Raw genomic sequence first — 23,060 nt, 5'->3', positions numbered from 1 at the left:
CGCCCCCTTCTCTACACCGGCGACGGAATGCGATCCGCGAAACCGCGTTGATGCCAGTACGGATACGGCAACGGCAACATGCTCGCTTTATCCAGAGCCGCAATCTGCTCAGCACTCAGCGACCATCCTACGCTGCCCAGGTTTTCGCGGAATTGCTTCTCGTCGCGAGCGCCCACAATCACGTTCGCGACAGTCGGCCGCTGCAGCAGCCAGTTCAACGCAATCTGCGGCACGCTCTTGCCCGTTTCCTTGGCGACGGCATCCAGCGCATCCACAATGCCGTAGACATAGTCATCGGCAACCGGCGGTCCCATGTCGGCCGTCTTGTGCAAACGGCTGTTCTCCGGCAACGGGCTGCCGCGACGAATCTTGCCTGTCAGACGCCCCCACCCCAACGGACTCCACACAATGGTCGAGACCTTCTGGTCCAGTCCCAGCGGCATGAGTTCATGCTCGAAATCGCGGCCGGTCAGCGAGTAATACGCCTGATGCACTGAATGCCGCGCGAGGCCTTCACGGTCGGAAACCGCCAGCGATTTCATCAAGTGCCAGCCGGAGAAATTCGAGCAGCCGATCACGCGGATCTTGCCCGCGCGCACGAAGTCGTCGAGCGTGCGCAAGGTTTCTTCCACGCGTGTCAGTGCGTCGAAACCATGCAGTTGATAGATGTCGATGTAGTCGGTGTTCAGGCGCTTCAGGCTGCCATTGATGGCTTCGGTCAAGTGATGCCGTGTCGAGCCAACGCTGTTCACGTCCGAGCCGAACTGAAACGTTCCTTTCGTCGATACGATCACCTTCGAGCGACGTCCGGCAATTGCCTTGCCGAGGATCTCCTCCGCCATGCCGTCGGAATAAACGTCGGCACTGTCGAACATGGAGACGCCCGCCTCCAGCGCAATGTCGACCAGACTGCGCGCGCCGTCGGCGTCAGTGCTGCCCCACGCCTTGAAAAAATCATTGCTGCCGCCAAACGTGGCGGTGCCCAGGCTCAGCACGGGCACCTTGAAGCCCGTTTCACCCAGTAAGCGATATTCCATGTCCACTCCTTTCCATTGAAAGCCAATGAGCCGCTGCCGCGCCGGCGACGCGGGCAGGCGGCTTCGCTGATGCATCGGCCATGTTAAGAGATCGTTGAAAATCGCGCTTGGACGCAAGGCAGCAGCAGCCGGTCCTGCACTCAAGCGAGAGCGATTACAACCTTTGGATTACAGCCTTTGGATGACATCCAGCGCGGCGCCCACCATGTCCTTCACCACCACTTGAACCTGACTCGCGGCTTCGGGCGCATAGTCGAACGGTTCCGTCTCATCCATGTAGGTCGACTGGCACATTTCCAGTTGTATCGCGTGAACGCCGGTCCCAGGCGCTCCATAGTGACGCGTGTTGTAGCCGCCTTTGAAACGGCCATTGGCGATCCACGTATAAGCGCTCCGCGCAGCGGCATCGGTGACCGCTTGCAAGGCGCCCGGCGCCGCCGTGTGCCCATCCTGCGTACCAATGTTCAGATCAGGAAGCTTGCCCTCGAACAAACGCGGCAACACGCTTGCAATGGAATGCGCTTCCCACAGCAGCACGTTCGGGTGGGCCGCCCGCAAGCGCGCGAGTTCCACCTCAAGCACGTCGTGATACGGCTGCCAGTAAGTGACTACGCGCCGCGCTTTCTCGGCAGCGTCGGGGCCCGCGCCATCGCGATACAGCGGCATGCCACGGAAGGTTTCGCCCGGGCAAAGGCCCGTTGTCGTCTGGCCCGGATAGAGGCTTTCATCGTTCGATGGGCGGTTCAGGTCGATCACATAACGCGAGATGCGTGCACCCAGAATGGTCGCGCCCATCTCGCGGGCGAAGTCATAGAGGCGGTCGAGATGCCAGTCGGTGTCCGCAACGGTCAGCGCAATGTCCGTGTATAACGGCCGCAAGCTTTCGGGAATTTCAGTGCCCAAATGCGGGATCGAAATAAGCAGTGGCGCGTCGCCACGATGCAGGGTGTAGAGATCGGTCATGATGGATTCCGGGCGAAGTAATCGTATGAAAAAGGTGCGCGTATGAAAGAAATTTGGAACAGAGAACAACAGGCAAGTTGATAAGCGTTATTGGAGCGCGTCGTCCGGCAGGTTGGGTAGCGCTTGCTGCAGCGCCGGGCGAATGCGCTGGTCGAGCACACCGCGCGTCAAACTGATCAGTTCGGCCGCAAAACCATCCCATTCGCTCTCACGATGCAGCAGGAAAAAATCGCGACGTGCAAGGCCGCCCGGCGGCAGCGGCAACACATCGATTTCGCCCAGGTAGTGACGCGCCTGCCACAAGCAGAGCGGCGTGGAAATGGCGAAACCAAGACCCGCGGCAACGAGGCTGAGCAGCGGATCGGTGGCGTCGAATTCATAACGGCGCGGGCTGTCGATACCGAGGTGCCGCGCAAAACGCTCGACCTGCTGGCCGATCACCGAGCGCCCCGTATAACGGATCAAAGGAAGATTGCCAGCGAGCATACGCCAGTCCACCGCGGGCCGCGACGCGAGGAAGCGCCGCGACGCAACCGCCACGAACGCCTCGGAGAACAATGGGATCTCCACGATACGCGGGTCCGAAATGACAGTCTGGGTGCATACGGCCAGATCGATCTCGCGATCGTGCAACTGCTTGGTCAGCCCCGGCGTCAGGCCCGACCACAACGCAATCTGCCGGGACGAACCCGAGAGTGCACGAATCAGTTCCGGGCCAACAGTGGCTGCGAACGAGTCCACACATCCGAGGCGCACCGACGCGTTGCCTGCGTCGGATACCTCGTCTATGCGAGCACTTACACGTTGCGCGTGATCGAGCAAGGGCGTGGCGAGTTCAAGCAAGGCTCGCCCTGCGCTATTGGCACGCGGCGGGCGGCTGTCCCGGTCGAACAGGCTTGTACCCTGCTCGCGTTCGAGGGCGGATACCGCCTGGCTGATCGCGCTCTGGCTCACGCCGAGCTGCTTTGCAGCGGCAGTCATGGAGCCTGTATCGCAGACGGCAACGAACGCCTGCAGTGAGCGCAGGTCGATGGGGTGACGCGGTCGTCTCATGGGCGCTCCGGTTTGGCGCGGCGCCGGCTTAGCAAGGACTAAAGGATGCCCGTGCTGCTAAGGACCGTGCGAAGCTGCAGCATTTTCCGTCGATGTCCATAAGTTTGCCTTATGCAAAATGTTCGCGGAAGCGGGGTTTCCTGCAATCGTGGTGAAGTACAGGCTCATGCAGCCCGGGAGCAGGCACGCTTATCTTGTGATGGAAGCCAAGCCATACGCGTGAGACGCGCAGGCGCGCTTGATTGATTGGAGGTGTCCGACTGTCAAGGCGCACACCTCTCAGTCAGGTAGACGAAAGAAGCGTGCGCCGCGGTTATAACGTGCGGCAAGGATTCAGAAAGACTCTCGTGCGATGTGACGGCTTAGCTCGATCCTTCAGGAAAGTCGGCGCCAATAGTCGTCTTTTCCCAAGCGTCGAAGTCGTGAGTCAGCGAAGTGACCTTCTTGCGCGCCAGTTCAAGCGCGGCTTTGCCAAGCAACAGGCGCAACGGCGGGGTATCGGAGAGTGCCGCGTCAATGATCGCCTGCGCCGCGCGCACCGGATCGCCCGCCTGGTTGCCGCTGCGCGCCTCGGTCTGCTTGCGGCGCTCGCCAGCGGTCGTCGCATAGTCATCGATGCGCGTAGCCGACTGCTTGATCGACGGCCCCGCCCAGTTGGTGCGGAACGGTCCGGGCTCAACCACGAGCACGTCAATGCCCAGCGGCTTCACTTCGATCGCCAGCGACTCCGAGATGCCTTCCACCGCGTATTTGGTGCCGTGGTAATACCCCGTGGCCGCGAAACTCGTGATCCCGCCTATCGACGAAATGTTAACAATGAGGCCGCTTTTTTGCGCACGCATGATGGGCAGCACGGCCTTTGTCATGTCGACCAAACCAAACACATTCGTCTCGAACATGGCGCGTACGGCGTCGTCTTCGCCTTCTTCGATCGCCGCCAGATAACCGTAACCCGCGTTGTTCACGAGCGCATCGATACGGCCGAAATGCTTCTGCGATTTCGCGACGACATCGGCAATCTGCTTGCGGTCGGTCACATCGAGTTGCAGCACCAGCGCGCGGTCCCCATAGCCTTCGGCAAGGTCTTTGAGCTTGGACGGATCCCGTGCCGTCACCACGGCGCGCCATCCGCGCTCGAGCACAAGTTTGGCCAGCTCACGGCCGAAGCCGGTCGAGCAGCCGGTGATGAGCCACACGGGATTGTCTCGATTCATCATGGAAAGCTCCTGTTTATCAATCGGAAAGTCAGTTGTATTAGTGCATCTGAATGAGGAAGGTCATGTCGGGCCGAAGCCTGAGGATGCATCGCCGAACCCTGCCCGCGTGTAAATCCGCGCTAAAGCTTACTCGCCAAACGCGAACTCAGCACAACCCGCTGAGGTTGGCGCGCTTCGTTCATTGCTCTCGATTGCCTGATCCTCCTGGCAGCATGCGGCATCGTTCCTGGTTATAGCGGAGTGTCAAAGCCGGCTAAAGTCGAAAGTGATTTCGCTCTACTAGTTTTTGTTCATGGCGAATCCATCCCGGCTTCGACGGCTCAGAAATCGATGGGAAGACAATGCACTGAAACTGATCTCTGCGTCATTTCTGTTGTGCGTTATTGCCCTTTTTAAAGCCATGGCGAAATTCACCATCGCCCTGCGAAGAAGCATTCCATTATCTGAAACCGCAACAGCCATCTTTCAACCGGAAGTACATTACGGCACCGCAAACACGCCGGTCAGGCTTACTGTTATTCAGAAACCACGGTAGCTCTTGCCGCTTGATAATGGCTTTTCAAACCGCATTAGATCTCTTCGCACCGCTGGACCTTGCTCGCTTCCATTGCGCGTATGCGCGGGTGTTATCGCTGCGTGCCATTGCCGGTAATCGGAACCGTGCTAATTCCTCTTATATGTCTCACCTGTCCGGCATTTTGGCGGACACATAGTATTTGTATCTTCCACGATGCTTATAAGGCGGCTTATTCAAATGGCCCGATTCAAATCAGCAACAAATTCTCGATCAAGGAACTGGACAACTCAACAATGGAAATTTTTCCTTGTACTCTGGTCTTCGTCGATGTCGACGCCACCGCCAGTCCGAATAGCACGAGTAAGGATCCGCTATCGTACGCCCGCCAAGCGCTCTGCTTGAACAAGACCTTGCTGCATGCAGGCATGCCCCGGCTTAACGTCTTCACGAACGCACCGGACGCGGTCAACGCATGCTTTTCCGTTGTGCCGGAAGAGCGGCGTCCGCTCGTGCACGAACTGATCACGAGCGTCAACGTTCCAAGAAGCACGGATTTCTACGCGGCGCATTTCAAGCTCGACCTGCTTGAACAAGTGACAGGGCTGCTCGCGCCCGATACCTTGCTGTTGCTGCTCGATACGGACATTGTCGCCATCCGTCCCCTGGACAATGAGTTGCTTCAACTCTGTGCCGACGCAGGAGTCGGTGCGTTCGACATATCGGATCAAGTGTTCCCTGCTTATGGAAGCGCCAACGTCATCAAGGACCTTGAGATAGTAGCCGGACGGCATCTGCTTAATCCGCGTTGGTATGGCGGCGAATTCCTCATCAGCACAAGCGCGTTCCTCAGGGTATTGGTGCCTCGCGCACGTGCGCACTTTGAACGGTACGTCGGAGAGATCTCGCGCTTGCAGCATCACGGCGACGAGTCGTTTGTCTCCGCGGCACTCAATACGCTCGCCGACGAAGGACAACAGATCGTGGAACTGGGAGCGTACCAGGCGATCGGCCGGCACTGGACCGGCAACACGCATCGCGACCTTCGATGGTTCCAGCACTGCTGCTTCGTCCACTTGCCCGATGGCAAGGCGTTGATTGAACGCGAGGCGCGTTATCCCGGCTTCAACCCGAATCGCTTCTGGCGGACGGTGTCGACGGCACACCTTCTCAACCGCGCGCGCTTCGGCATCAAGTTGTGTTTCGACGCGACCCCAATCGCGCCGCAACTGCGCAAGATGCTCGCGCCGGGAAAGCCGGCGGGGTCGGCTGACGGATCAGCTAACGGATCGACTGCCGCGGAGAATTCCGGGTCGGACTCGCCGGAGGCCGGTCCATTCAGCGCACTGCGCACGGAACGTCGCCTGGGCGAAAAGAGCGACGAGCCCGTGTCCTGAGTTTGCAAAGCGGCTGCCTCGCGAGTTCACGCCGCCGCGCTCGCTACGATCGATGCCGCGAGTAGCGCCTGTGTATAAGGGTGCCCGGGCGCTTGCAAAACGTCCATTGTGTCGCCCATCTCCACGATCCGCCCCGCCTTCATGACAGCCACCCTATGCGCCATCGCGCGCATTACGGCCAGGTCATGCGTGATGAACAGATAGGTCAGCGTGTATTTTTTCTGCAGCCGTGTGAGCAAGTTGAGCACCTGCTGCTGTATCGACACATCGAGCGCGCTCGTGGGTTCATCGAGTACAAGTAGTTCAGGCTCGACCGCAAGCGCGCGGGCAATCGCAATGCGCTGCCGTTGGCCGCCGGAAAATTCGTGGGGATAACGCGGCAGGACATCGGCCGGCATGCCCACTTCGTCAAGCAGCGCCACCACACGCTGACGACGTGCCGCTGCCGTTACCTCCGGCCGATGCAATGCAATCCCCTCGCCCACGATCTGCTCGATCGTCATCCGTGGCGACAACGATCCGTAGGGATCCTGAAATACGACTTGTAGCCGCGACGACACGCTGCGCCGTGAGTTCGCGCTCCTGAGCGTGGACAAGGACTGCCCGTCGATATGAATCAGTCCTTCCGCCGGCCGTTGCAAGCCCAGGATGGCGGCAGCGAGCGTTGACTTTCCGGACCCGGATTCACCCACTATGCCAAGCGTTTCGCCGCGTCTCAGCGTGATGCCGACGTCCTGCAAAGCGCGGAAGGAAGACTTCGAAAACACGGACCGCCAGCCCTTCACCGACGTCCGGTAGTCCACCGACAACCCCTGCACCTCGAGCAGCCGCCGCGCGTTCGAGGCTACCGGATCGATCGCGCGTTCGGGCTCGCTGTTGAGCAGACGGCGTGTATAAGGATGCTGCGGATTCGCGAACAGTTCCGCGGTCGAATTGGTTTCCACCAGCACGCCCTTCTCCATCACCGCCACACGCTGCGCGAAGCGCTTGACCAGGTTCAGGTCGTGCGTGATCAATAGCACCGCCATGCCACGCTCGGCCGCCTCCTGTTCCTGCAAGCCGATCAACAACTCCACTATCTGCTGGCGCACTGTCACATCGAGGGCCGTGGTCGGCTCATCGGCGAGCAGCAGGCGTGGCCGGCAAGCAAGCGCCATCGCGATCATCGCGCGTTGCCGCTGACCACCGGAGAGCTGATGCGGGAAGCTGTCAACACGTCGTTCCGGTTCGGGGATACCGGTACGCCGCAACAATTCAATGCCGCGCTGGCGTGCAGCGTTCGGCCGCAACCCTTCGTGCAGACGCAGGCTTTCGGCAATCTGCTTACCGATAGTGAACAACGGGTTGAGCGCGGTCATCGGTTCCTGGAAGACCATGGCGATGTCGCGGCCGCGAATGCCGCGCATCTGCTGCTCGGTCTTTTGCAGGAGGTTGTCGCCATCCAGCAGAATGCGCCCCGTCTGGCGAGCATTGTCCGCAAGACCGAGGATGGAAAGCGCCGTGACGCTCTTGCCCGATCCGGATTCGCCCACCAACGCCACGCGTTCGCCACGCCCGATAGAAAGACTCAGGTCGCGTACGACAGTCTTGTCGCCGAAACCAATCGATAACCCGTCGAGTTGCAACAGAGGGACTGTCACTTCTGTGCGCCTCCGAATGCGGAACCGCGTGTGCGGGTATCGAGTGCGTTGCGTAATGCGTCGCCCATGAAGGTCAGCAGCAGCAAGGTGACAACAAGGCCGCCGAACGCCGCTCCGGAGATCCACCACGCGTCAAGATTGTTTTTACCTTCGGCGAGCAGTTCGCCCAGGCTCGGTGTTGGCGCGGGTACGCCAAGGCCGAGGAAATCTAGGCTCGTCAGTGCGAGAATCGCGGCGCTCATGCGAAATGGCAAGAAGGTGATCACGGGCGTCAGGCTGTTGGGCAGCACATGACGCCACATGATCTGCCAGTTCGACAAACCCATCGTGCGAGCTGCGCGAACGTAATCAAGCGAACGGTTGCGCAGGAACTCGGCGCGCACGTAGTCCGACAGCGTGAGCCATCCGAACGCCGAGAGCAGGATGAACAGCAGCCACAAGGTCGGCTCGAAGATCGACGCGAAGATGATCAGCAGGTACAGGTCGGGCATCGAACTCCATATCTCGATCAGGCGCTGGCCGATCAAGTCGGTGCGCCCGCCGTAAAACCCCTGCACAGCGCCCGTCAGGACGCCCAGCAAGACGCCCGAAACCGTCAGTGCAAGCGCCATGAGCACGGAGAGCCGGAAACCGTACAGCAGCCGCGCGAGGACGTCGCGGCCGAACTGGTCCGTGCCGATCCAGTTGGCGGCCGAGGGTGGCGCCGGATTGGGCGTGGTCGCGAAATAGTCGACAGTGTCGTAGTGAAAATGATTCGGCGGATAGATCGCGAAGTTGCCCTTCGATTCCAGCCGGTTGCGAATGTACGGATCAAGATAATTCGTGCGCGCAGGAAAATCGCCGCCGAATACTTTCTCCGAATAGTCCTTCAGAATCGGAAAATAATAGGTTCCTTCGTACCGGACCAACAGCGGCTTGTCGTTTGCCAGCACCTCGCCGAGCAGGCTGATGATAAACAACCCGACGAACACGATCGTGCTCCAGTAGCCCAGCCGCTGCGCCTTGAAACGCAGCCATACACGCCGGCCGGGCGACTCGGACGGCGGCGGGTGGGTCATGGCCGCCATGAGCGGGTCCGCAGAGACGTTCATGCGCTCACCGGTCGAGCCGGTCGAACTGGATACGGGGGTCGACGAGGACATAACACACGTCCGCAATAAGCTTGGTCACAAGACCAATCAGGGTGAACAAGTAGAGCGAACCGAGCACGACGGGATAGTCGCGCCGGATCACCGAGTCGTAGGAAAGCTGGCCCATGCCATCGAGTGAAAACAATGTCTCGATCAGCAGGTTGCCATTGAGGAACGCACCCACAAATGCCGCCGGCAGCCCGGTCAGGAGCGGAATCATTGCGTTGCGCAGTACGTGCTTCCAGAGCACGTCGCGTTGCGGCGCACCTTTTGCGCGCGCGGTCAGCACGTATTGCCGGCTGATCTCCTCGAGGAACGTGTTCTTCGTGAGGATGGTGATAATCGCAAAGTTGCCGACCACCGCGGCTGTCACCGGCAGTGCAATGTGCCACAGGTAATCGAGTACTTTTCCCACGATGCTGAGTTGATCGAAGTCGTCGGAAGTCAGGCCGCGCATGGGGAACACTTGCCACAGCGTCCCGCCGCCAAACAGCATCAGCAGCAGTACGCCAAGTACAAAACCCGGAATGGCGTAGCCGGTCAGCACGAGCACGCTCGTGGCGGTGTCGAACCGGGAGCCGTTGCGCACGGCCTTCGAGATCCCCAGCGGCACTGCAATGAGGTAGGTCAGCAACACGGTCCAGAGCCCCAGCGTGATGGACACTGGCAGCTTCGACCGGATCACCGCCCAGACACTCTGATGCTGGTAATACGACTGGCCGAGATTGAAGCTCGCATAGTTCTTGAGCATGCTCAAATAGCGCACGAACGGCGGTTTGTCGAAACCGAACTGCTTCTTGAGCTGCTCCACCTGCTGGGGATCAACCCCTTGGCTGCCGTGATACCCGCCAGCCCCGCCCGCCTCGCCACCGTGGTTTCCACCGTGGCGCATCTGGGTCAGGATCTGCTCGACCGGTCCGCCCGGCACGAACTGCGTAACGCAGAACGTCAGCGTGACCACGCCGATCAGCGTGGGGATCATCAGGAACAGGCGTCTCAGGATATAAGCGGCCATGGCACTCTCAGTGTGTTGAACCGGCAGCGGCGGACGGCGCCTTCACGAACCAGTAGTCGACCAGCCAGTCCTCGGCGTAGTAAGAGGTTGGCGAGACCTTTGGGAAGCCCATTCGTGACCGATACCCCACGCGTGTATTTGGTGCGTAGTACTCCGGCACGATGTAATACCCGTTGATCAGGATACGATCGAGCGCGCGCGTCGCGGTCTCAAGATCGCTTAGCGTCTGCGCTTTCAACGCAGCGTCGATCATCGCGTCGGCGGCTTTCGAACGGACACCCGGGTAATTCTCCGAGCCCGGCTGCGAGGCCGCCGCGCTGCCGAAACGCCGCGTCAGTTCGCCGCCCGGAATGGTGACAGGCGCATAGATAAACGTGGTCATGTCGAAATCGAACGCGTCCATCCGCTTCTCGTATAACGCACTGTCGAGTTCTCGCAGGTGTGCCTGAATGCCAAGCGTCTGCAACTGCTGGATGTACGGCAGGATGACCTCGTCCATGCCGGGCTGGTCGTCCATGATCTCGACGGTCATTGGTGTGCCGCTGGCGTTGCGCAACGCGCCGTCACGATACTGCCAGCCCGCATCGTTCAGGAGCGCCTGGGCTTGCCGCAAATTGGCGCGCAACGAGTGAGGCGGCACCGTATCGGGCTGCTTCAGCATCGGACCGAACACGGCGGCGGGGAGCATCGAGCGATACGGTTCGAGCAGTTTCAGCTCTTTCGCATCCGGCCAGCCCTGCGCGCCAAACGGGGAATCCTGGAAGTAACTTCCCGTGCGGCGGTATTGATTGTAGAAAGCCAGGCGGTTCAGCCAGTCATAGTCGAAAGCGAGCGTCAACGCATGACGCACGCGGGCGTCCGCGAACAGTGGCTTGCGGGTATTGAAGAACATGCCCTGCATCTGTGCCGGGCCATCGGGGAACTCGCCTTTCCTGAGCGATCCATTGCTGAAGTTCTTGCCGATGTACTTGCGCGCCCAGGTCGATGACGAATACTCCACGCGCAGATCCGTGTGACCCGCCTTGAAATCTTCCAGCGAGGTGTAGTGATCCGTGAAGAGCCGGAACGTCACGCGCTGGAAGCGGTACATGCCGCGTCGCGACGGCAGGTCAGCGGCCCAATAATCCGGGTTGCGCCTGTACGTGATCTGCTTGTCGTTCTTGCGTTGCTCGATCAGGTAGGGACCGCTCGCCACCGGCGGCACATCCGATATCTGGTCGAACGGCGGCCGCGCGCCGTCCGCTTTCATGCCCCACTTCGGCGAGAAAACCGGCAAGTCACCCGCGATCAACGGTGCATCGCGGCGCGCTTCCTTGAAGTCGAAGCGCACCGTCAGGCGATCGACCACGGTCGCGCGGCTGATGTTGGCGAACTGCGAGTTGTAGATCGGCGCAGCCTCGCGGCTGGACAACGTGTCGTATGAATACTTCACATCGGCAGCGGTGATCGGATCGCCATTGGAAAAACGCGCCTTCGGATTGATATGGAACGTGGCCGACTTGCCGTCCGGGGTCACCACCACGTCGTCCGCGATCAATGGATACTCCGACGCCAGTTCGTCCCAGCTTCGCTGCATCAGTGTGTCGAACATCAGGTTCTTCAGGTCGGGCGCCGGCGCGCCGCGGACCAGGAACGGATTCATCGAATCGTAGCTTTGCAGTTCGTCCCAGTTCTGGAAATTCATGTCGCCGTTGGTCGGCGCGGCCGGGTCCGCGTAGTCGAAATGCGTGAAGTTGGCCGGGTACTTCGGCTCGTCGTATTGCGCGATCGACGGCCGCCCGAATGCTTGCGATGCAACGAGCAGTGCCGTAAAGCCCAGCGTGAAAAGAACCCTGTTCATCGTCGCCTGCCGCCATCGTCTTGAACGGGAATTGCACGACGCCAGTACTTTCAGGGGATGATGCGGTTCGTTCATAGCAAAGCCAGAAAAATGAAACGGGCGTATGCGTCCGGATGAAAAACGCGGCACTGCGCTCAATGCTTGATGATGTACATGTCCGCGCTGCGGTAATGGTCCATTGGGTTTTTCGTGGAATAACCGCCCACGTAACTCTTGACCAAGCGCACCAGCGTGTATTGGAGCAGCGGCAGCATCGGATAATCTTCCATTGCCACCTTGCCCGCTTCGGTCTGCAATGTCTGGCGCGTAGCCGGGTCGGTGGAGTTGGACGCCTGGCGCATCAGCGCATCGGCTTTGGGGTTGCACGCCTGGTTGTCGTTCTGCTCGGAACCGCATTGAACCAGCGTGAGGAAGGTGCTTGCGTCGTTGTAATCCGCCACCCAGCCGTTGCGTGCGATCTGGTAGTCGCCGTCGTGCCGTTTCTTGAGCAGCACCTTGAATTCCATCGCCTGGATTTCCGTATCCAGGCCCAGCTTGGTCTTCCATTCGGAAGCCGCGAAGATCGCCATCTTCTTGTGATACTCACTCGTGTTGGTGACAAACTGCAACTTGGTGCCAGGTTTCACGCCCGCCTCAGCCAGCAGCTTTTTCGCCTCGTCCACGCGCTTCGCCATTGGCCACGAGGCCCAGTCGTACGCACTGACGTCGGCGCCCTTCACGCCCTTCACGATGACGCCATACGCCGGGATCTGGCCGTCGGCAGTCACGCGCTGCGCGAGAATGTCCCGGTCGATGACCATGGACAGCGCCTTGCGCACACGCACGTCCTTCAGGAGCGGGTCTTTGTTGTTGAACGAGTAATAGCGCAAGCCGAGCATGGGTGCCGCGCGCATCTCGTTCGGGTACTCCTGTTTGTAACGGGCATAGGTACCCGAGGGAAGCTGATTCACCCAGTCGTCACCGCCGGACTTGTACAGATCCACGTCCGTATTTTCGTCTTCCACAGGCAGATACGTAACCTGATTCAATTGCACATAAGCGGCATTCCAGTACTGCGGGTTTTTTCCCAGCACAAGGCGGTTGTTCACCTGCCAGTCCTTCAGCATGAACGCGCCGTTGCTGACCAGCTTGCCGGGTTTTGTCCAGTCCTTGCCGTACTTTTCGACGGCCGCCTTGTTCAGCGGCCCAAAGTTCGTATTCGACATCAGGTCAGGCAGGAACGGCACCGGATAGGGCGTCTTGATCTCGACTGTGTACGGGTCGGGTGCGCTCACGCCAAGCGAAGCCACCGGTTTCTTGCCAGCCACAATGTCTGTTCCGTTAAGCAGGAACATGCCGTAGGTGGTTGCGTACGGTGAAGCCGTTTTTGGATCGACGAGCCGCTGGGATCCGTAGACAAAGTCACCGGCAACGACCGGCTCGCCGTTGGACCACTTCGCGTTCTTTCGCAAATGAAAGACCCACGTGGTGGGGTCCTTCATTTCCCACTTTTCCGCGACGCCGGGGACCGTCTCGCCGTCGGCGCGCGTCGCGGTCAGCCCTTCAAACAGATCTCGCGCAACGGTATTGGCCGGTACCGACTCCGCCACGTTCGGATCGAGTGTCTCGACTTCAGTGCCGTTGTTGCGCACCAGTTCCTGCTTCGCGGCGAGTTGCACGCCGGGAGGAACGATTGCCGCCTGCACGGCGCCAGCGAGCATGACGCCGCCCAGAGCAAGTGCCGCGGATGCACGGCGAAGCCGGATGGAAGGACAAGGACGTGGTGCGAAAAACATCTGGAAACTCCTGGTATTCGTGACTTCCGCGCTCGGCTTTGACTGCAGCCTTGAGCACGTCATGCGATGAGGCGTCGAAAGATCGATGATTGAATTGAAAGGTCAGTGATTCCAGAAACAAGGCCGCTCCGGCGCCGCATCACGCGCGCCGAAGCGACCGCTCCATCAGGCAAACAGACTACAGCGGCATCAGAACTTGTACGTTGCGCCGACCTGCGCGAAACGGCCAATGTTCGTGTAGAGCGACTGGTCGTAGCCATTCTGATCCAGCGTGCCATTTGCAAAGACTGCATCGTACGGCGGCGCACGATTGAAGATGTTGTCGATGCCGCCGAAGATCGTCCAGTGCTTGAAGCCCGTGTACGTCATCATCAGGTTGAACTGGCTGTACGATCCCGCGTGGGACGGCCCGGCGGCAACCAGATTCTGCGCGTACGGACCGGTGAACTGCCAGGTCAACGCTGCGTCAAACTTGTTGTACGCCCAGTCCAGGGTGGTGTTCCCTTTCCAGCGCGGGAAGCTGCCGCCGAACGGCTGTGTGAGGGTGAAGTCGTTACCCGCACCATTCACCGGCGACGCACCCGGGGCACCGAGCTTGAAGCTGTTGATGTAAGCCCAGTCCGCGGACAACGTGAACGTCCCGGTCTTCGTCGGCAGCGACTGACGGAATGTGCCCTCGAAACCGTTCGTATCGAGATAGCCGAGGTTCGCGTACGGGATGACCTTGTACAGCAAATTCCCATCCGCGTCGGTGACAACCTGGGAAGGCGAGCCCTGGCCGATCACGTTATCGACACGAATCTTGTACCAGTCCAGGCCGATATCAGTCGTACGGGTAGGCGACAGCTCGAAGCCGATGGTCAGGTTTTTCGTACGCTCCGCCTTCAGGGCCGGATTGCCTTCCGTGATCGACGTGTAGTTCTGACCAGTGGCCTGGTCCACCTGGATACCCATCGTTTGCGAGTTGCTGTTCTCAACGAACGTCGGCGCACGGAAACCACGGTTATACGAGGTGTACATCGTCAGCGCCTGAACCGGCTGATAGCGCAACGCGAAGCGCGGCGAGAATGCACCACCCACATCGCTGTAGTGGTCGTAACGGCCCGACTGGCTGAACGTCAGCGCGCGCACGATCGGAATGTCCACCTGGTAATACACGGCAGCCACGTTGCGCTGACCGTTCACCGTCTGGAGATTCGGGCTGATGACCTGACCTGTTTCGAACGCCGCACCCGGGTTCATCACTTCGCTCTGGTGCGTGAACTGTGCACCGAAGCCGAGGCCTACATCGCCTGCTGGCAGACTGAAGAGGTGAGGAGTAGACAGCGTCGCGTCAACGGTATCGAGCTTCGAGATAGCCAGGTTATTCGCATCCTGGTACAGCCCATTGAGCCCGTTCGGCGTAGCGGCGGGATTCGAGAAATCGAACGTCCCGTTCTGGTAAATATTGGTCAGCGCCGCGGTGTTGAGCTGGTTCGTATAGGTGTTCGAAACCGTGCTTTGCGAGTGACTGACCGAGCTCGCCCAATCCCACTCGCCGTTCGGCAGGTTGAACGAACCCTTGAGGCCCGTTGACGCGCGCCAGTAGGTGGAATACGTGTCTTCCGCTACCGCGTTCGGGAACGCATACGTGAGTGGCGTGGCTACCCCGAACGGGTTGTACGGATTGCTCGCCGGCACGTTGAAGTTGAACGGCGAAAGCAGCTTGGTCTGCGGGTTCCACACGAGTGCGGGGACCTGCGGATTGCCGACAACATTGTTCCACAGACCGTCGTTGGTGGTCGTCTTGTTGCTGCTGATCAGGAAGTCGCCGAACGCCGTCGTCGTATCGTTGATCTTGAAATCAGCGTGAAGCTTCGCGTTCAAACGCTCGGTCATCGGCGCGATGGACGTGCTTTCTGCGGAGTTGAAGCCGCAGATGGTGCCCGGCAATCCAGATGTCAGCGAGTTGGTGCCTGCGGGATGTACTGCGCCACCATTCGCACAGCCGTTCAATGCCTGCACGCTGCCGTCGGGCATATTCCAGTACGACGGCGCGAGCAACGAATGGCCGCCCGGCTGATTGGTGAAATCCTGACCGCTCGTCGCGTCACGATCAGCAAGCGTGAAGCCGTTCGACTTGTAGTAACTTGCCGCGGCCGTCACGTTGAAGCGATCGGCGTTGAGATCGCCAAAGCCGGCGAGCACGCCGAATTTGGTCGTGCCCGCGCCGCCGCCCTGGCTGACGGCGCTGCCATAGCTGCCGTCGAGTTGCAGCCCCTGGAAGTCATGCTTCGTGATGATGTTGACCACACCCGCGATGGCGTCCGAGCCGTATTGCGACACGGCACCGGCCTTCACAATTTCGATGCGCTCGATGGAGTTCAACGGCAGCGTATTCAAGTCGAAGAAGGAGTCGACGCTGTTCGAGAAGAACGCAAACGGCGCAACGCGCTGTCCATCCACCAACACGAGCGTGTACTTTTCGCTCAGGCCGCGCAGAGCGATACCCGCCGCGCCTGCGGCGAAGTTGCCGGACTGGCCTTCGCCCCAGCTGTTCGCCGAGTTGGCCGAGGTCGTGCGCAGATAATCGGCTACGGTCGTGGCGCCGCTGTTCTGAATGTCTTTCTGCGTTACCGTCTGGACCGCATTGAAGCCAACCTTGTCGGCGCTACGAATCAGCGACCCGGTCACTTCAAATTTCTTGATTTGCTGGACGCCCTTTTCAGCAGTCGGTGTCGCGGTGTTGTTGTCCGCGGACGGCGTTGCAGCAGTGCCAGATGCTGGCGCCGCCACTGCCGCTGCCGGCGCACTTTCCGTAGTCGTTGCGCCTGCCGCGGTTCCTGTGGTGGCCGGCTGGCTTTGCGCAAACGCCGGTACGGCGAATGCGGCTGATAATGCTAACTCAGCCCAGACTATTCTTTTGATGGCCAGCGCCAATGCCCGTTGTTTCATTTTTCCCCTTCTCGCTCGTAAGTAAGGCACAGCTGTGTGTGAGGTGAGGTCTTGTGAACCTCGCCACTCGATATACGGCGTTCTTGCGCCGCGCTCCGTTAAAGCTGACCCGCGCTTCTACTGCCCGGCAAACTGGCCAACAGCGCACCAAATTGCACATGCAGACAAAAAGACGGGGCACTTCACATACTTCAATATCGGACTACTTATCTAGTGCAAACGAAATGCGCAGCGCTTCTTAGTTTTTTTAACTTCAACTACTTTGCGTGATGGACCGGGCAATGCCTTTCCATCCAACCGACCAACCTTTCATATAACAATCAGCAATGCTTACAAATACAAGGCGATTGCTTCCAAAGAAAGTACGAAGCAAAGGGGCCTAAAACAATCTGGGTGTGCCCACCCATACAATCACCGCTTCTTCGCGAGCGGTATTGCACCAGGCGTGAGGCACAGTGGACTCGTAATGCGCGGTGTCCCCAGCCTGTAACAAGAACGTTGTACCTTCTAACGTAAGCGATATCTGGCCGCTCATCACGTACAGGAACTCTTCCCCTGCATGTGTCGTGACTTCCGATGGATTCTGTCCCACCGGCATCCTGACAAGAATCGCCTCCAATTGACCGCCGACGGACAGGTTCGTCAGCCTTCCGAAACGATTCGCGGTTCCGTCGAACCCGAAGTAGTTCAGCTCACTCCCTCTACGCACCGATTTGTCTTCGGTTGGCGTGTCAACGAAGTACTGCACCGTCACGCCCAGAGCTCGCGCAATGCCGACCAGAGATGTAATGGAAGGCGTTGCAAGACCTCGTTCCACCTGCGATAAAAACGGCTTGGAAATCCCTGCAGTCGTTGCCACTTCATCCAGCGTGCGCTTGAGCCGTTGGCGAAGCGCGCGAATTTTACTTCCTATGGAAACTGCGACCTGTGCCTTGTTATCGAGTGGCAAAACCATAGCAAGACAGAATCCCGTGGTCAAAATTAGTTTGTATACCAAACTATGTTTTATTGAATGCAGCATCCTCCCTGAGACACTCGCCATATGCCCGGTTAGTTGCCGCGATGGATGGTTCAGTCAATGCGATCGTCGGGACACTTTCGCACTTCTCTAAAGCCGGACGATGCGGACGTTGATTACGTACGCAACCATCGCCCTCTACTTTCGGAGACCTGCGTTCCACACGGCCAGCACGCGCCACCCGGTTCAATGCACTGATAGTTCGGCGGCACTTCGCAGGATGGGACACGTGGGAGCCGGGATACCGTTACTTCGACGCCACCAGCACCCATAATCGGGCGAGGTCAGCTGAACCGTCGGAGCCTTTCACCGCACGGAACGTTTGCACTGCGCGAACTTTGTCGCCTGCCACGTAGTAAGCCACGCCGAGATGCAACTGCGCCTGGTCAGGGTGATCGAGTCCGCCCTTCGCGATCGCCGCCTCCATGGCTGCGAGTCCCTGCTTGGTTTGCCCGGTGAAGACCTGATTGAAGCCGATGTCGACCGGCGCCACAGGGTTCGCCGAATCAGCCGGCGCTTGCGCCCGCTTCACGGCCAGCGCCTGCAACCGCTTTTCGCGATCCGCCTGTGCATCGTGGCCCAGAACGCCCGATGTGAAACCCTGGTCGATCACCTGCTTGCCCTCGGCCGTGGTACCCGCCACGATCGCGAGTTGCGTCATCTCCATGTAGTCGTCGACGGTCGCGAGCGAACCGGTTGCGCGACGCAGCCGATAGGTGTCGATATCGAGCACCGACGAATAGCCCGGCTTCGTGCGGATCGATTGAAACAGATCGTCCCAGTAGGATTGCTTCGGGTGATAGGCCACCAATTTTTCGAGCGCACCGCGGTACGTCGTGTCATCTTTCACACGCTGCGCGCACGTGCCAAGCAACTGCAGTTGCGACTCATCGGGCGCATGGCCGGCACGCACCTGTGCGTCGACCACGGGCTTGAGCAAGCTCACCACATTGCCGCAGTCGTTCGACAGGTAGTAAGACTGCACGAGCAACGTGCGCATATCGGGATCGCCGCCGCCTGACTTCAGGTAGCGCTGCGCGACCTTGATAGCCTGTGTGTAGTTCTTTTCCTGGAAGTAGATGCCCGCAAGTGCCGCGGTGGTGCGTTGTTCGTCGGCGCCGCTCAGGTGCCCTGAGCTCAGCAACGTTTCGTAGGCCTGGGCAGCCACAGCGTTGTTGCCTGCCGCTGCCGCTGCAGCGCCGCGCATTTCTTCGACCATGGTGCTTTCATACGGGGTCTTGCCCGGAACGGCAGCTGCCTGATCGATCTTCGTCAATGCATCGTTGTACTTGTGCGCGCGATACAGATCCTGCGCGGCGTTCAGCGGCTTCGCCACATCCGGGCGCAACGTGTCCGCGGCATGAGCCGTCACCGGCAGCACGACGAGCGCGGACAGTCCTCCAATAGCAGCCGCCATGACGGCCCGTTTGAATCGTTGATGGATCGTTAGCATTCCACTTCCCTATTGCATGTACTGCTCATTGCCGATCAGGCCGATTTTCGTCGCGCCCAATCGCTGAGCGGACGCCATCACCGCCGCGACATCTTTGTACGGCACCAGCTTGTTCGGCCGCAGATGAATTTCCGCCTGCACCGGTTCAGCCGCCACCTGTGCGAGCCTGGATTCGAGCGCCGCACGATCCGGCACCGCTTGACCGTTCCAGGTCGTGGTGCCGTCGAAGTCGATATCGATCTGCACCACTTCAGGCTGCGTGATCGGCGGCGGCGGATTGCCGATCGGCATGTTCATCTTTATGGCGTGCGTCTGGATCGGAATTGTGATGATCAGCATGATCAGCAACACCAGCATCACGTCGATCAGCGGCGTGGTGTTGATATCGACCATCACATCCGGTTCAGCGCTGCCACCACCCGACGATACGTTCATTCCCATTGTGCGATCCCCTGCAAAGCTAGCCGCCCCGCGCAGGCGGCTCAGTAATAAACGAAACCTTGGCGATACCGGCGCGTTCGCACTCGGTAATGACCCGGCCGATGAACTCATAACGCGCGCTCTGGTCACCCCGAACGTGCACTTCCGGTTGCGGCGTCATGACCGATACGGTCTTCAGGCGTGCCAGCAGCGTCGGCCCATCCACCTGCTTCTCGTTCCAGAAGAAATCGCCGTCGCGATTGACCGCAATGACGATACTTTTCGGTGTGGTCTGCAGTGGCTGGATCGTCTCTTTCGGCAGTTGCACCGGAATCGTATGGGTCACCACCGGAATCGTGATCAGAAAGATGATCAGCAGGACCAGCATCACATCGACGAGCGGTGTAGTGTTGATACTGGAGATGACCTCGTCGTCATCATCTTGCCCAACGCTCATAGCCATGACGAACTCCGCTTATTGGGCCAGCGCTGTTTCGCGAGCCGTAGCGCGCGCCGAGCGCCGGCTGCCGGCGAGCAAGACGGTGTGCAGTTGTGCGCCGAACGCACGAACCCGCTCCATCACCGACTTGTTGCGGCGAACCAGGAAGTTGTAGCCAAGTACCGCCGGCACAGCCACGGCGAGGCCGATCGCGGTCATGATCAGCGCTTCACCCACCGGACCTGCGACCTTGTCGATCGAAGCCTGACCAGCGATACCGATTGCCGTCAGCGCGTGATAAATCCCCCACACCGTACCGAACAGGCCAACGAACGGCGCTGTCGAGCCGACTGTGCCGAGGAAAGCCAGGCCGTCCTGCAGGCGGTTCGATACGTTGGTGATCGCACGCTCAACCGAGGTGTCTATCCACGTGTTGCGGTCGACGGCTTCAAGCAGTGCTTCGTTGTGATGTTCGCCCGCTTCAATAGCTGTCTCGGCGATGAAGCGGAACGGCGAGGCCTCGTCGAGCATCTTCGCGCCTTCGACGAGCGACGGCGCTGTCCACAGTTGTTCGTCGGCGCTCTTCGCACGACGATTGGCGCGGAACTGCTCGAAGAACTTGGTGATCATGATGTACCAGCTGCCCATCGACATGAGCACCAGCAGGATCAGCACGAAGCGTGCAACAAAGTCCCCGTTCTTCCAGAGCGCGCCGAGTCCGTATGGGTTGTTGACGGTTTCGGACGTGGCCGGCTCCGGCGGCGGTACCGCCTGGTCTGCGGCTGAGCCGGCCGTTTGCGGTGCGGCGGTGGCGGTGCCAGTGGCCGCAGCTGACGCAGTCGCGTCGCTAGCTTGCGCGTGGGCCATATGTGGTGCCACAAAGGTATCCACCGTGGTTACGGCGAACAACAGGGTTGCCGCCAATGCGGCGAGAGTACGCTTTTTCATGCCTGCTCCATGTTCATTAGTACAACTTCTAAACCAAGACTGATAAATCGCTACCGGTACCGAACAGCCAGTGGGGGATCAGTTCAGGTTAAACGAGAACGGAACTTGCACACGGACGGGTTGGCCTTGGGAAACGCACGTGAACTGCTTGACCGCGTTGAAGGCTGCGCGATCGAGTGAGGAATCGTCTGCCGACTTGGCAACGCGTTCATTCGTGATGTGGCCCTGCGGGTCGACTACGAATTCGATGAGCACATCGCCCGTCACATTGTTGTCCTGAGCTTCCTTCGGGTAGCGGATCGAGGACCGGATCTGGTCCGAGTTCGGACACACGACGCCAACCTCGGTGCTCACCGGCTTGGTCGGGGCGGGCGGCGCCGGTGGAGCGGGTGGCGCTACAGCGGGAGCCGACACCACCGGCGCGGTCTGGTGCGTGATGGTCGGCTGCGGCGGCGTTTGCACCTGCACTTCCGGCGGAGGCACGAACGGCGGCGGCGGCGGTGCAAACTTCGGCGGCGGCAATTGCACGGTGGGCAATGGAGGCGGCGGAGGTGGCTTCACCGGCTCGATGATTTTCGTTTCGATAGGATGCTGGATGACCTGTACGACCTTGGTGGCAAGGCCATTGATGAGTGCATAGATCAGCACGATGTGCAGGAGCAGAACAACAGCGATGCCGCCGAAGCGGCGTACTGGGTTTTGTTGCTTGCGCCCAAACTCACGCGGGCGCCCTGGCCTTCCCATACGGGCCGTTGCTGCCGGAAATTGCCCTTCGACTTTCGTACCCACCTTTACTCCTCCGGCTTGAACCGTCCATTTCTGTAACTGCAGTGCGCTTGCGTACGGCAACCAACGCTTACTTCGAAGCACCGCTTCCGCCGCTCCACCCCTTGATTTGCACTCCAAAATTTATGCTGCAGCGCGCAAACCTGATGCAATGACGGGGGTACGGCTATGAGGCACCTCAGCGGTATTTCCTGCCCGCCGAACGATCGCTTAATAAGACTGTTCGATTAAATTCGACTCACGCAACTCACGCATCTCGTTCTGGCATTAACACCCGGAGGCATTTTGAACAAAGAGCTATTGCTCCTGAACTTTTCAGCGTGATTGTCATCGGCGTTTCATGGGATGCGAAGATAGCAGGACAAAAAATGCATGGTCAAACTTTTTTTGATGTCAGCATACTCAAATTAGAGAGAACGCTCTAACCGAGACCGTATTTGCGTTGTTGCAAAAGAATAACCGTATCTCAAGCGGATAAGTACGCACCTTAAGCAGCCCGGCAATTGGGATGCCACCGCTTATTGCGGCTTTCCATTGCGCACCATGAGCCGCCGCAAGATAGCCTGCACTACGCGGCGTAAAGCCTTACTGGACGGACCTTTGTGCGAATTTCACATGACCAGGACGGAGCGCCGAAGGCCGGTCAGACGTGACGGATCAACCACCGACAAGGGGCCAGCGTCAAGCGCGAGGAAATAAAAATTCCGAAAGCAGCGTTCGAAAGTATTTTTAGCGGTATTTGCGACACTCTAAATAGACATTCTCAATACGTCATTATTAAATTACAAAAATTATTCTAATTAATTACATATAGCCAACGCATTGATAATAGGTTGCGGCAGGTTCGGTAATTAGTGCTCATTGGGCCAATTTTTGCTAGCTCATAACATCCAGTTATAAACCATAATAAATCCGCATTCTCTCGGGTTTATGTTTTTAGACCTCATAACATCTTGTTATAAACCATAATAAATCCGCATCCTGTGGATTATTTGAAGTTAAGCCTGGTGAATAAAACTATTATGTGAATGAAATCTTCCAAGACTGCCGTTTGTCTACTGCCTAGTCTGCGACGTAGCCTGTCCATGAGCATAGGTTTGTCAGCGCGCGTACCGAGACCCCATTGAACTCATTCCGCCATCTGCGTTGCAAGAGGTGGCCGGTGATCGACCTATCGCGGCGGGTTGCTATCAGCTGGACATACCCTGTCATCCGCAACTTGACACTGGGTCAATCACGTCATCAAGATAACTAAGCGATTTCGACGGTGTGTTTCTCGACGCGCGTCACGCTTCGTTACCAGCCGAGCCCTACGTTGACGATGTACGGCTAGTATAGCCACGCCTTCCATGCATTAGCGTTGGGCGAAAACTCGCAGTCGCTCGCCGTCGAAGACATTGTCTATCCAGATGGACGAGATCGGCAACGAGCCATTTATGCCGGCAACAATGACGCCTTACTCCAACCCTTCAGCGCGAAGC

The 23,060-nt window shown here is 59.1% G+C and carries 17 protein-coding genes; 1 reads left to right on the top strand and 16 read right to left on the bottom strand.

Features of this window, described 5'->3' with window-relative positions; genetic code table 11:
- Positions 1 to 11 precede the first annotated feature (11 nt).
- The 4 genes from JWR14_RS34595 to JWR14_RS34580 form a co-directional block, all read right to left on the bottom strand.
- Positions 12 to 1,037, bottom strand: a complete 1,026-nt coding sequence (locus JWR14_RS34595) for an aldo/keto reductase (protein WP_299718479.1) — start codon at positions 1,035 to 1,037, stop codon at positions 12 to 14.
- A gap of 168 nt (positions 1,038 to 1,205) precedes the next feature.
- A complete protein-coding gene (gene hutG, locus JWR14_RS34590) occupies positions 1,206 to 2,000 on the bottom strand; it encodes an N-formylglutamate deformylase (RefSeq protein ID WP_299718477.1) in 795 nt (264 codons plus the stop codon).
- An 87-nt stretch (positions 2,001 to 2,087) separates the two neighbouring features.
- Positions 2,088 to 3,053: a LysR family transcriptional regulator gene (locus JWR14_RS34585; protein WP_299718475.1), complete on the bottom strand. Its 966-nt coding sequence runs from the start codon at positions 3,051 to 3,053 to the stop codon at positions 2,088 to 2,090.
- A gap of 362 nt (positions 3,054 to 3,415) precedes the next feature.
- A complete protein-coding gene (locus JWR14_RS34580; RefSeq protein ID WP_299718473.1) occupies positions 3,416 to 4,270 on the bottom strand; it encodes an oxidoreductase in 855 nt (284 codons plus the stop codon).
- Positions 4,271 to 5,080: 810 nt separating this feature from the next.
- On the opposite strand from JWR14_RS34580, the gene JWR14_RS34575 reads away from it, so the two are divergent.
- Complete coding sequence (locus JWR14_RS34575) at positions 5,081 to 6,181, top strand: hypothetical protein (protein WP_299718471.1); 1,101 nt, start codon at positions 5,081 to 5,083, stop codon at positions 6,179 to 6,181.
- Between the two features lie 26 nt (positions 6,182 to 6,207).
- Here the strand turns inward: JWR14_RS34575 and JWR14_RS34570 are convergent, their stop codons facing one another.
- The 12 genes from JWR14_RS34570 to JWR14_RS34515 form a co-directional block, all read right to left on the bottom strand.
- Positions 6,208 to 7,821, bottom strand: a complete 1,614-nt coding sequence (locus JWR14_RS34570) for a dipeptide ABC transporter ATP-binding protein (RefSeq protein ID WP_299718469.1) — start codon at positions 7,819 to 7,821, stop codon at positions 6,208 to 6,210.
- The gene (locus JWR14_RS34565; protein WP_299718466.1) at positions 7,818 to 8,963 is read right to left on the bottom strand and encodes an ABC transporter permease; all 1,146 of its coding nucleotides are present in this window, start codon (positions 8,961 to 8,963) and stop codon (positions 7,818 to 7,820) included. The genes JWR14_RS34570 and JWR14_RS34565 overlap by 4 nt, the downstream gene beginning before the upstream one ends.
- Positions 8,917 to 9,966, bottom strand: a complete 1,050-nt coding sequence (locus JWR14_RS34560; RefSeq protein WP_299718464.1) for an ABC transporter permease subunit — start codon at positions 9,964 to 9,966, stop codon at positions 8,917 to 8,919. Before JWR14_RS34560 ends, JWR14_RS34565 begins: the two co-directional genes overlap by 47 nt.
- A gap of 7 nt (positions 9,967 to 9,973) precedes the next feature.
- Positions 9,974 to 11,806 (bottom strand): extracellular solute-binding protein, encoded by a 1,833-nt coding sequence (locus tag JWR14_RS34555; protein ID WP_299718462.1) that lies wholly within the window; start codon positions 11,804 to 11,806, stop codon positions 9,974 to 9,976.
- A 134-nt stretch (positions 11,807 to 11,940) separates the two neighbouring features.
- Positions 11,941 to 13,581, bottom strand: a complete 1,641-nt coding sequence (locus JWR14_RS34550; RefSeq protein WP_299718460.1) for a peptide ABC transporter substrate-binding protein — start codon at positions 13,579 to 13,581, stop codon at positions 11,941 to 11,943.
- A gap of 189 nt (positions 13,582 to 13,770) precedes the next feature.
- Complete coding sequence (locus JWR14_RS34545; protein ID WP_299718458.1) at positions 13,771 to 16,515, bottom strand: TonB-dependent receptor; 2,745 nt, start codon at positions 16,513 to 16,515, stop codon at positions 13,771 to 13,773.
- 379 nt (positions 16,516 to 16,894) lie between these two features.
- Positions 16,895 to 17,470 (bottom strand): cupin domain-containing protein, encoded by a 576-nt coding sequence (locus JWR14_RS34540; protein ID WP_299718456.1) that lies wholly within the window; start codon positions 17,468 to 17,470, stop codon positions 16,895 to 16,897.
- A gap of 310 nt (positions 17,471 to 17,780) precedes the next feature.
- Complete coding sequence (locus JWR14_RS34535; protein ID WP_299718454.1) at positions 17,781 to 18,986, bottom strand: tetratricopeptide repeat protein; 1,206 nt, start codon at positions 18,984 to 18,986, stop codon at positions 17,781 to 17,783.
- 9 nt (positions 18,987 to 18,995) lie between these two features.
- Entirely contained in the window at positions 18,996 to 19,427 is a 432-nt protein-coding gene (locus JWR14_RS34530; RefSeq protein ID WP_299718451.1) for a biopolymer transporter ExbD, read from the bottom strand.
- 19 nt (positions 19,428 to 19,446) lie between these two features.
- Positions 19,447 to 19,869: a biopolymer transporter ExbD gene (locus JWR14_RS34525; protein WP_299718449.1), complete on the bottom strand. Its 423-nt coding sequence runs from the start codon at positions 19,867 to 19,869 to the stop codon at positions 19,447 to 19,449.
- Between the two features lie 12 nt (positions 19,870 to 19,881).
- Entirely contained in the window at positions 19,882 to 20,793 is a 912-nt protein-coding gene (locus JWR14_RS34520) for a MotA/TolQ/ExbB proton channel family protein (RefSeq protein WP_299718447.1), read from the bottom strand.
- Positions 20,794 to 20,871: 78 nt separating this feature from the next.
- The gene (locus JWR14_RS34515) at positions 20,872 to 21,537 is read right to left on the bottom strand and encodes an energy transducer TonB (protein WP_299718517.1); all 666 of its coding nucleotides are present in this window, start codon (positions 21,535 to 21,537) and stop codon (positions 20,872 to 20,874) included.
- Between the last annotated feature and the right edge of the window lie 1,523 nt (positions 21,538 to 23,060).

Origin of the sequence: Caballeronia sp. (assembly GCF_028292365.1) — a bacterium.
In the GTDB taxonomy this organism is placed as follows: Bacteria; Pseudomonadota; Gammaproteobacteria; order Burkholderiales; family Burkholderiaceae; genus Caballeronia.
This window is presented reverse-complemented; position numbering and strand designations above follow the sequence as displayed.

Coding starts and splice junctions, on each gene's coding strand:
- JWR14_RS34595 (WP_299718479.1), bottom strand. CDS start 1,037: ATGGAATATCGCTTACTGGGTGAAACGGGCTTCAAGGTGCCCGTGCTG.
- JWR14_RS34535 (WP_299718454.1), bottom strand. CDS start 18,986: ATGCTAACGATCCATCAACGATTCAAACGGGCCGTCATGGCGGCTGCT.
- JWR14_RS34580 (WP_299718473.1), bottom strand. CDS start 4,270: ATGATGAATCGAGACAATCCCGTGTGGCTCATCACCGGCTGCTCGACC.
- JWR14_RS34575 (WP_299718471.1), top strand. CDS start 5,081: ATGGAAATTTTTCCTTGTACTCTGGTCTTCGTCGATGTCGACGCCACC.
- JWR14_RS34540 (WP_299718456.1), bottom strand. CDS start 17,470: ATGGTTTTGCCACTCGATAACAAGGCACAGGTCGCAGTTTCCATAGGA.
- JWR14_RS34515 (WP_299718517.1), bottom strand. CDS start 21,537: ATGGGAAGGCCAGGGCGCCCGCGTGAGTTTGGGCGCAAGCAACAAAAC.
- JWR14_RS34520 (WP_299718447.1), bottom strand. CDS start 20,793: ATGAAAAAGCGTACTCTCGCCGCATTGGCGGCAACCCTGTTGTTCGCC.
- JWR14_RS34585 (WP_299718475.1), bottom strand. CDS start 3,053: ATGAGACGACCGCGTCACCCCATCGACCTGCGCTCACTGCAGGCGTTC.
- hutG (WP_299718477.1), bottom strand. CDS start 2,000: ATGACCGATCTCTACACCCTGCATCGTGGCGACGCGCCACTGCTTATT.
- JWR14_RS34560 (WP_299718464.1), bottom strand. CDS start 9,966: ATGGCCGCTTATATCCTGAGACGCCTGTTCCTGATGATCCCCACGCTG.
- JWR14_RS34555 (WP_299718462.1), bottom strand. CDS start 11,806: ATGAACAGGGTTCTTTTCACGCTGGGCTTTACGGCACTGCTCGTTGCA.
- JWR14_RS34550 (WP_299718460.1), bottom strand. CDS start 13,581: ATGTTTTTCGCACCACGTCCTTGTCCTTCCATCCGGCTTCGCCGTGCA.
- JWR14_RS34565 (WP_299718466.1), bottom strand. CDS start 8,963: ATGTCCTCGTCGACCCCCGTATCCAGTTCGACCGGCTCGACCGGTGAG.
- JWR14_RS34530 (WP_299718451.1), bottom strand. CDS start 19,427: ATGGGAATGAACGTATCGTCGGGTGGTGGCAGCGCTGAACCGGATGTG.
- JWR14_RS34525 (WP_299718449.1), bottom strand. CDS start 19,869: ATGGCTATGAGCGTTGGGCAAGATGATGACGACGAGGTCATCTCCAGT.
- JWR14_RS34545 (WP_299718458.1), bottom strand. CDS start 16,515: ATGAAACAACGGGCATTGGCGCTGGCCATCAAAAGAATAGTCTGGGCT.